The sequence below is a fragment of the Streptomyces graminilatus genome (assembly GCF_001418565.1).
In the GTDB taxonomy this organism is placed as follows: Bacteria; Actinomycetota; Actinomycetes; order Streptomycetales; family Streptomycetaceae; genus Streptomyces; species Streptomyces graminilatus.
On the sequence record NZ_LIQQ01000381.1, the window covers coordinates 1 to 9,623 of the forward strand.

The window sequence follows — 9,623 nt, forward strand, 5'->3', positions numbered from 1 at the left end:
CCCAAGCCGCGCCCCGCCCGTCACAGCGCTTTCAGCGCCGCCGTCGTCGCCCTGGCCAGCGCCGCCAGGTGCCCCTTCGGGAGTTTCGGGCTGCGGATCACGACCGAGCGCCAGTAGAGGGGCCCCGAGATCAGGTCGAGGGCCAGGTCGATGTCGACGCCCTGGCGGATCTCGCCCCGCTCCGCCGCCGCCGCGACGATTCCGCTCGCGACCCCGTCCTGCCCCTCCCGCAGCGCCTTCTGCATGGCGTCGGCGATCTCGGGGTTGCGCGCCGCCTCCGCCTGGAGGTCGGGGATGACCTGCGAGGCCACCGGGTGGCGCAGCGCGCGGGACGTCAGCTCGTACAGCAGCCGCAGATCACCCTCCAGCGTGCCCGTGTCCGGCGCCGGCAGCCCCTGCACCGCGAGCGCCGAGACCAGGTCGAGGACCAGGTGCAGTTTCGAACGCCAGCGCCGGTACACCGCCGTCTTGCCGACGCCCGCCCGGCGCGCGATGCCCTCGATGGACATCCGGGCATATCCGACGGCCGCCAGTTCCTCGAACACGGCAGCCCGGATGGCCTCCGTCACGTCCTCCCGCAGTACGGCGGCTCCGGCGGGGGCCCGTCGGCGGGTCCGTGCCGGCGCCGTCCCGGGCTCGTCGGTGTTCGTCGTCATGAGGACCAGCATAGGCGCGTGACGACGGAACGGTTGCGTTCCGACGCCGAATCGGAATACGCTCCCGTTACGACGATACGGTCCCGTCCCGACGTAAGAGTATGGCAAGAATCGCGTAAGGAACCCAAGGAACCGGCGGGGGACGCCTGAAACGGGAACCGGACGCGCACCCCATTCCCCCGAGCGAAAGCAGCGGATGTGAGCCAGGCCCTCCACACACCGCCCCAGTCCACGCCACCCCCCTCCGGGGTCAGGCAGGCGGGCGACGACCTCACGGCACTCGCCGTCCGGTACGGCCTCTCGGTCAGTGGCGCCCGCCCCAGCCTGCCCGCGTACATCGGCCAGTTGTGGGCGCGGCGCCACTTCATCACCGCGTTCGCCACCGCCAAGCTCACCGCCCAGTACAGCCAGGCGAAGCTCGGCCAGGTCTGGCAGGTGATGACCCCTCTGCTCAACGCGGCGGTCTACTACTTCATCTTCGGCGTCCTGCTGGGCACCAAGCAACACGTGCCGGACTACATCCCCTTCCTGGTCACGGGCGTGTTCATCTGGACCTTCACCCAGAGCTCGATCATGGCGGGCACCCGCGCCATCGCCGGCAACCTCGGCCTCGTCCGGGCGCTGCACTTCCCGCGCGCGGCCCTGCCGATCTCCTTCTGCATCCAGCAGCTCCAGCAGCTGATGTTCTCGATGGCCGCGCTGATCGTGATCCTGCTCTGCTTCGGCATCCCCGTCACCGCCTCCTGGCTGCTGGTCATCCCCGCCCTCGTACTCCAGTTCGTGTTCAACACGGGCATGGCGATGATCATGGCCCGGATGGGCGCGTCGACCCCGGACATCGCCCAGTTGATGCCGTTCCTGCTGCGGACCTGGATGTATGTGTCCGGGGTCATGTGGAGCCTCGGCAAGCTGTCCAAGAAGGACCATCTGCCGCACGTGGTGACGGTGATGCTGGAGACCAACCCGGCGGCGGTCTACATCGACCTGATGCGCTTCGCCCTGATCGACAGCTACCACTCCGACCAGCTGCCCGCGCATGTCTGGCCGATCGCCGCCGCCTGGGCACTGGTCGTGGGCGTCGGCGGCTTCATCTACTTCTGGAAGGCTGAGGAGACGTACGGCCGTGGCTGAGAACCCGAACGACGTGAACGACGTGAGCAACCCGGGCAACCTGAACGACGTGAGCAGCGCGGGCGAGCAGATTCCCACCGTCGTCGCCAACGGCGTCGACATCGTCTACCGGGTCAACGGCACGGGTGCCGGACGCGGTACGGCGACCGCCGCCCTCAACCGCATGGTGCGGCGCAAGCAGAGCGAGAAGGCGGCCGGTGTCCGCACGGTGCACGCCGTCAAGAACGTGTCCTTCGTCGCCTACCGGGGCGAGGCCGTCGGCCTGATCGGTACCAACGGCTCCGGCAAGTCGACGCTGCTCAAGGCGGTCGCCGGACTGCTGCCGGTGGAGAACGGCCACATCTACACCGACGGCCAGCCCTCCCTCCTCGGCGTCAACGCGGCCCTGATGGGCGACCTGACGGGCGAGCGGAACGTCTATCTCGGCGGTCTCGCGATGGGCATGTCCCGGGAACAGATCAAGGAGCGCTACCAGGGCATCGTCGACTTCTCGGGGATCAACGAGAAGGGCGACTTCATCACCCTCCCCATGCGGACGTACTCCTCCGGCATGGGTGCCCGGCTGCGCTTCTCCATCGCCGCCGCCAAGGACCACGACGTCCTGCTGATCGACGAGGCGCTGGCCACCGGCGACCGCTCGTTCCAGCAGCGCTCCGAGGAGCGCATCCGCGAACTGCGCCAGCACGCGGGCACGGTGTTCCTGGTCAGCCACAACAACAAGTCGATCCGCGACACCTGCGACCGGGTCCTGTGGCTGGAACGCGGCGAACTCCGCATGGACGGCCCGACAGAAGACGTTCTGGAGGCGTACGAGGCCTTCACCAACCGGCCGGCCAAACCCGCCCCGGCGGCCTAGTGCCGGAACACCCAGGTGCGGTAGACGAGGAAGCGGAACGCCGAGGCGAGCACGATCGAGACGCCTTTCACCTCGTTCGACTCGACCGGACCGTGCAATCCCAGACCGTGATAACCGACGTAGAACAGACCGCTTTCCATCGCGATGCCGATCGCGCTGAACACGAAGAACAGCGCGATCTGCGACCTGGTGCGTGAGGCCCTGTCCCGGTAGGTGAAATAGCGGAATCCCAGATAGTTCGTCCCCATGGCGATGAGGCTGGCCAGGACGGTAGCCGTCATCGCCTGCCAGCCCAGGCCGTGCAGCAGCAGGTTGAAGAACAGGAAGTTCACCAGGACACCGCTGCCCCCGACGGCGCCGAATTTCACCGTTTCAAGGATTACGCGCCGCACCGATCGGACAGGAACGGACAGCCGGTCCTCGGAGACATTCACACTCACGCACGCGACTTTATCCGAGGCGTCCGGTGTAGCAGGAAAGGGTAAATTCCCCGTCTGCTTTTCTCTAACAGTTGTCAAGAAAACGCGGGTGCCCCTGGCCATGACGGCCAGGGGCACCCGTTCACATGCGTACTACCGGCTGCCGGCTACGAATGGGACCGCAGCAGCGTCCGCATGGTCCGCATCGCGACCGACAGGTTCGCCAGGTCGAAGTCGTCCGAGCTCTGGATCTCGTCCAGGGTCGTACGCGCCCGGCCCAGGATCGCCGAGTTCTTCTCCTCCCACGCCTTGAAGCGCTGCTCGGGCGTCGACGAGCCGTTGCCGACCGTGAGGACGTCCGCCGTGAGGGACGCGTGGGCCGCGTACAGGTCCTCGCGGATGGAGGCGCGGGCCATGGACTGCCAGCGGTCCGCGCGCGGCAGCTCGATGATGCGGTCCATGAGCTGGGTGATGTGGAGGCGGTCCGCGAGGTCGTAGTAGACCTCCGCGACGTCCATCGGATCGCGGCCGATCCGGTCGGCGACCGACACGATGTCCAGCGTCGGGAAGGCCGACGAGAAGCCCGCGACCCGGGTGGCGAGTTCGTCGGGGACGCCGGCGCCCGTCAGCTCGTCGTAGATCTGCTGGTACCACTCCAGGTCCGCGCCGCTCAGCAGCCTGGACAACTGGGACCAGACCTGGCTCACCCGCTCGCCGAAGAACTCGATGGTCTCCGTGAGCTGCACCGGCTGCGGCCGGTTGTTGAGCAGCCAGCGCGTACCGCGCTCCACGAGCCGCCGCGAGTGCAGACGGATCCGGGTCTGGACGGCGGCCTCGACCGTGTTGTCGAGCGCCTCGACCGCGTCCCACACCGCGCTGGAGTTGAAGATCGCGCGGGCCGCGGTCTGCGCCCGCACCACCTCCTCCAGCGAGGCGCCGGTCTCCTCACGCAGCCGGTGCAGGAAGCTCGTACCGCCCGTGTTGACCGTGTCGTTGACGAGTACGGTCGTGATGATCTCGCGGCGCAGCGCGTGCCCGTCGATCTGCTCGGGGAACTTCTTGCGCAGCGCGCTCGGGAAGTAGGCGTCCAGCAGGCGCCGCAGATACGGGTCCTCGGGCAGTGACGTGCGCAGCAGCTCGTCGGCGACGGTGATCTTCGTGTACGCGAGGAGTACGGCCGTCTCCGGACCGGTCAGCCCCTGCCCGCCGCCGAGGCGCTCCCGGATCTGCCGGTCGGTCGGCAGGAACTCCAGCGCCCGGTCCAGGTGCCCTTCCCTGACCAGGTGGCGCATGAAGCGCTGCTGGGCGTGGAGCATGTCCTTGGACTGGGCGAGGGCGTTGGCGATGGCCGTGTTCTGCGCGTAGTTGTTGCGCAGGACGAGCGCGCCGACCTCGTCGGTCATCTGGGCGAGCAGCTTGTTGCGCTGCTTGACCGTCATGTCGCCTTCCACGACGAGCGAGTTGAGCAGGATCTTGATGTTCACCTCGTGGTCGGAGGTGTCCACGCCCGCGCTGTTGTCGATGGCGTCGGTGTTGATCTTCCCGCCGACCTGGGCGAACTCGATCCGCCCGAGCTGGGTGAGCCCGAGGTTGCCGCCCTCGCCGACGACCCGTACGCGCAGGTCGGCGCCGTCGACGCGGATGGCGTCGTTGGCCTTGTCGCCGACGTCGGCGTGCGACTCCGTACTCGCCTTGACGTACGTGCCGATGCCGCCGTTCCACAGCAGGTCGACCGGTGCCTGGAGGATCGCCTTCATCAGGTCGGCCGGTGTCATCTTGCCGACGCCGGCCTCGATGCCGAGCGCCTCGCGGATGTGCGAGTTGACCGTGATCGCCTTGGCGGTACGGGGGAAGACGCCGCCCCCGGCGGAGATCAACTGGCTGTCGTAGTCGGCCCAGCTGGACCTCGGCAGCTCGAACAGCCGCCGCCGCTCGGCGTAGGAGACGGCCGCGTCGGGCTTCGGATCGATGAAGATGTGCCGGTGATCAAAGGCGGCGACCAGCCGGATGTGTTCGCTCAGCAGCATGCCGTTGCCGAACACGTCACCGCTCATGTCACCGACACCGACGACGGTGAAGTCCTCGCTCTGGGTGTCGACGCCCAGCTCGCGGAAGTGCCGCTTGACGGACTCCCAGGCGCCGCGCGCGGTGATGCCCATGCCCTTGTGGTCGTAGCCGGCCGAGCCGCCCGACGCGAAGGCGTCCCCGAGCCAGAAGTCGTACGACTGTGCGACCTCGTTGGCGATGTCGGAGAAGGTCGCCGTGCCCTTGTCTGCGGCGACGACGAGATAGGTGTCGTCCTCGTCGTGCCGTACGACGTCGGCGGGCGGCACGACCTCGCCGGCCACCAGGTTGTCGGTGATGTCGAGGAGCGCCGAGATGAAGGTCTTGTAGCTCCTGATCCCCTCGGCGAGCCACGCGTCCCGGTCCACGGCCGGATCCGGGAGCTGCTTGGCGACGAAGCCGCCCTTGGCGCCGACCGGCACGATGACGGTGTTCTTCACCATCTGCGCCTTGACCAGGCCCAGGATCTCGGTACGGAAGTCCTCACGCCGGTCGGACCAGCGCAGCCCGCCGCGCGCGACCTTCCCGAACCGCAGGTGGACGCCTTCCACCTTCGGCGAGTACACCCAGATCTCGAACGCCGGACGCGGCGCGGGCAGGTCCGGGATGGCCTGCGGGTCGAACTTCATGGACACGTAGTCGTGCGGCCTGCCGGTCGCGGCCCGCTGGTAGAAGTTCGTCCGCAGGGTCGCCTTGATGACGGTGAGGAACGACCGCAGGATGCGGTCCTCGTCGAGGGAGGCCACCTGGTCGAGGGCCGCGTCCAGTTCCTCCATGAGGGCGTCGGTCAGCTCGACACCGGCCCGCTGCCGTTCCGGCGACATCCGCGCCTCGAACAGCGACACCAACAGCCGGGTGGTGTGGACATTGTTCCGGAGGGTGTCCTCCATGTAGTCCTGGCTGAACGTGGAACCGGCCTGCCGCAGGTACTTGGCGTACGCCCGCAGCACCAGCGCCTGCCGCCAGTCGAGGCCCGCGCTCAGCACCAGCGCGTTGAAGCCGTCGTTCTCGGCCTGTCCGGTCCAGGTGGCCGAGAAAGCCTCCTGGAAACGCTCGCGGCCGTCGTCGCCGAGATAATCCCCGCCGCCGCTCAGCGACTTGGGCAGCCGGAGCCCGAAGTCGTAGACCCAGGCGACGGTCCGGTCCGAGCAGCGCAGCTCGTACGGCCGCTCGTCGGTCACCTCGACGCCGAGCCGGTTGAGGACCGGGAGCACGGAGGACAGCGAGACCGCCTCGCCGGTGCGGTAGATCTTGAAGCGGCGCTCTCCGGGCGCGGCGCCCACCGGCTCGTACAGGCTCAGCGCGAAGTTCGTGCCGACGCCCAGCTTTTCGAGGTGGACGAGGTCGGCGACGGCGGCGCGCGGAGTGTGGTCGGCCTTGTAGCCCTCGGGGAAGGCGTTGCCGTAGCGGCGCAGCAGTTCGGCGGCGCGCTCCTCGCCGCACTCGGCGTTGAGGGCTTCGGCGAAGCCGTCGGCCCAGGACCTGGCGGCCTCGACGAGCCGCGCCTCGATGCGGTCCTTGTCCTGGTCGGACAGTTGCGGCAGTTCGGTGCCCTGCGGGACCCGGACCACGAAGTGCAGCCGCGACAGGATGGATTCGGTGTTCCAGGCGGTGAAGTCGACGCTGTTGCCGCCGAGTTCTTCCTTCAGGATGTCGATGATCCGCAGCCGTACGCCGGTGGTGTACCGGTCGCGGGGCAGATAGACGAGGGCGGAGTAGTAGCGCCCGTACTCGTCCTGGCGCAGATAGAGCCGCAGCCGGCGCCGCTCCTGGAGGTACAGCACCGAGGTGACGATCGCCCGGAGTTCGTCGGGCGGCGTCTGGAAGATCTCGTCGCGCGGGTAGGTCTCCATGATCTGGAGCAGATCGCGCCCGTCGTGGCTGTCGGGCGAGAACCCGGCGGAGCGCAGCACCTCTTCGACCTTGCGGCGGACGACGGGCACCCGGCGCACGGACTCGGTGTAGGCGGCGGACGAGAACAGCCCGAGGAACCGCCGCTCACCGACGACCTCGCCGCTCTCGTCGAACTTCTTGACCCCGACATAGTCGAGATAGGAAGGCCGGTGCACGGTGGCGCGGCTGTTGGCCTTGGTCAGTACGAGGAGCTTGTGCTCGCGGGCCTTGGCGCGGGCGTCGGCGGGCAGCCGCTCGAAGGACGGGCTGACCGGGTGGCCCTCGTCCTCGGAGTGGTGCGGATCGGCCCGCAGGATGCCGAGACCGGTGCCCGGCACGGCGGCCAGCGTGTCGTCCCCGCGCAGTTCGTACTCGCGGTAGCCGAGGAAGGTGAAGTGGTCCTGCGCGAGCCAGCGCAGCAGTTCACGCGCCTCCTCGACGTCCTGGTCGACCAGGTCGCCGGCGGTCGGCTCCTTGGGCAGCTCGTCGGCGATGCGCAGCGCCGCGTCGCGCATCTTCTCCCAGTCCTCGACGGCCTCACGGGTGTCGGACAGCACGCGCAGCAGGTCGCTGGTGATCTGCTTCAGATCGGCGCGGTCGGTCTCGCGGTCGATCTCCACGTGGATCCACGACTCGACGTGCGCGTCGTGCGGCAGGTCGCCGCCGACGACCGCACTCCCGGTGGGCCGGTCGGGCAGTACCTCGATGAGCCGGCCCGTCAGGTCCCGTCGTACGACGAACTGCGGATGGACGACGAGGTGGATGCCGCGGTTCTGCCGGGACAGTTCGTTGGTGACCGAGTCGACGAGGAAGGGCATGTCGTCGGTCACGACCTCGACGACGGAGTGGCTGGAGGTCCAGGCGTTCTCCTCGACGGTCGGGGTGAGCACCCGCACGCTCGCCGTGCCCTGAGGGCGCGTCTCGCCCAGCCGGCGGTGCGAGAAGGCCGCGCCGAAGACGTCCACCGGGTCCCGGCCGACGAGGTCCTCCGGGGCGGTGTGCAGGTAGTAGCGCTGGAGGAACGCGAGCACGGTGTCGTGGTCCGGGATTCCGGGGTCTTGGCCGGGCCCGGTCGCGCGTGTCGTCCCAGTCGGTAGGCGCCCCCCGACCGGGCTGTTCTCAGCTACCCGGGCGGCCCTCTCCAGCAGCTCGGCCTTGGCTTCGTCCAGCTTGGTCTGCATTGTCCTCTGGCTCCTGTCGCGCGCCGTTGCGTGACGTAGAAGGAAGTTCGGTCCCTCTTCCGGCACAACGCCTCGACGCGGGGTCTCCGGTCTGTTCCGACGCTATGCCGCAAGGGGGAAAGAGCAGGGGGGTATCAGCCATTTCCGTCACCCCGGCGGAGTGTGACGCTGCTCTCGGCAACGCCGGTCCGTGGGATGCGTACGGCGTCCTGGGAACCCTCGGGGTTCCGTCCCGCCCGCGCCGACCAGCGATCACCGCCCGGACACGGATGTGGTCCGTGCATTCCGGGCGCAGGGCAGGGGCCATGACGCCCCCGCGACGTATCGCGCTGATCACGCCACCAGGCTATCGCTCATGACGGGGGCCACGTCATGAGCCATTTGAGTACAAAAGCAGGTCGGGAAGTTTGCCGTTCTGCACAGTGGAGAAGAACGGGGGCCCGAAATGGCCGGAACAGTGATGGTTGCGCCACCGCAGGAGGCAGCCGCAGGAGGTGAACGGCAGGGCGCCAGGGGCCCACAGCCCCCGAAGCCCGGCAAAGATCGTACGACCGCTCGATTACTCGATTAGACGAAGATCACGCGGCAACGCGGGATACCGCTACGGCTACGGCTACCGCTACGGCTACGCAGGGTGGCTACGCCGGATACGACTACGCGGCCAGCCGCTCGGCCTCGGCGACGGCTTCCTCCAGGGTGTCCACCACGGGCACGCCCACCTCTTCGAGGCTGGCCCGGCCATGGGAGCCGCCGGTGTACAGCACGGCCCGCGCACCCACGTGCAGGGCGGCGACCGCGTCGTCGGCGGCATCCCCGATGACCACCGTGCGCGCGGGCTCGACCCCGGTGAGCGCACCGAGGTGGCGCACCATGTGCTCGGTCTTGCTGCCACCGGAGGGCCCGGTCCGCCCGTCGACGCGCAGGAAGTGCGGCTCGATCCCGAACTCCCGGACCAGCGGGACGAGCTCGTCATGCCCGTACATGCTCAGAATGGACTGACTGCGCCCCGCCGACTGCCACTCGGCCAGCAGATCCCGCACACCCACGGCCAGCTCACAGGCCACCCGGTGCTCCGCGTAGTACCGGTGGAAGATGTCGTCCATGACGGCCCACTCGGCATCCGTGGGCAGCCGCCCGAGCAGCCGCTCATAGAACCGCGGCACGGGCACGCAGTACAGCTCCCGGTACTGCTCCAGCGTGATCGGCGCCAGCCCCAACTCGGCGAACGCGGCGTTGGTGGCCCCAATGACCGCATCGGTGTCATGGAACAGAGTCCCGTTCCAGTCCCACACGATGTGCGCCACTCCGTACTTCCCCATACGAAGAAAATACCCCCCACCCACATCAGCCCGACCGACACCGGAGGACGAGACCCGAACACCCCAAACAGTCCCCCCAGCCACCCCCAGCCCGTCCGGCGCTT

Annotated in this window: 6 protein-coding genes; 2 read left to right on the forward strand and 4 right to left on the reverse strand. The window is 68.5% G+C overall.

Annotated features, from left to right (window positions below; translation table 11 throughout):
* Positions 1–20 precede the first annotated feature (20 nt).
* Positions 21–656, reverse strand: a complete 636-nt coding sequence (locus tag AOK08_RS29680; protein ID WP_055531777.1) for a TetR/AcrR family transcriptional regulator — start codon at positions 654–656, stop codon at positions 21–23.
* Between the two features lie 198 nt (positions 657–854).
* Between AOK08_RS29680 and AOK08_RS29685 the strand changes: the two genes are divergently transcribed.
* Positions 855–1,787, forward strand: a complete 933-nt coding sequence (locus tag AOK08_RS29685; protein ID WP_055531769.1) for an ABC transporter permease — start codon at positions 855–857, stop codon at positions 1,785–1,787.
* Positions 1,780–2,643, forward strand: coding sequence for an ABC transporter ATP-binding protein (locus AOK08_RS29690; protein ID WP_422125782.1), 864 nt, complete (start codon positions 1,780–1,782; stop codon positions 2,641–2,643). The genes AOK08_RS29685 and AOK08_RS29690 overlap by 8 nt, the downstream gene beginning before the upstream one ends.
* Here the strand turns inward: AOK08_RS29690 and AOK08_RS29695 are convergent.
* The 3 genes from AOK08_RS29695 to AOK08_RS29705 form a co-directional block, all read right to left on the reverse strand.
* On the reverse strand, positions 2,640–3,077 hold the full coding sequence (locus tag AOK08_RS29695; protein ID WP_079054348.1) for a GtrA family protein: 438 nt from the start codon (positions 3,075–3,077) through the stop codon (positions 2,640–2,642). The two genes, AOK08_RS29690 and AOK08_RS29695, sit on opposite strands and share 4 nt — an antisense overlap.
* Before the next feature lie 152 nt (positions 3,078–3,229).
* The gene (locus AOK08_RS29700; RefSeq protein ID WP_055531773.1) at positions 3,230–8,200 is read right to left on the reverse strand and encodes an NAD-glutamate dehydrogenase; all 4,971 of its coding nucleotides are present in this window, start codon (positions 8,198–8,200) and stop codon (positions 3,230–3,232) included.
* A 653-nt stretch (positions 8,201–8,853) separates the two neighbouring features.
* Entirely contained in the window at positions 8,854–9,519 is a 666-nt protein-coding gene (locus AOK08_RS29705) for an HAD family hydrolase (RefSeq protein WP_055531775.1), read from the reverse strand.
* Between the last annotated feature and the right edge of the window lie 104 nt (positions 9,520–9,623).

Excerpts from the sequence above, each read along its gene's own strand:
- AOK08_RS29700 (WP_055531773.1), bottom strand. The coding sequence starts at position 8,200 with ATGCAGACCAAGCTGGACGAAGCCAAGGCCGAGCTGCTGGAGAGGGCC.
- AOK08_RS29680 (WP_055531777.1), bottom strand. The coding sequence starts at position 656 with ATGACGACGAACACCGACGAGCCCGGGACGGCGCCGGCACGGACCCGC.
- AOK08_RS29705 (WP_055531775.1), bottom strand. The coding sequence starts at position 9,519 with ATGGGGAAGTACGGAGTGGCGCACATCGTGTGGGACTGGAACGGGACT.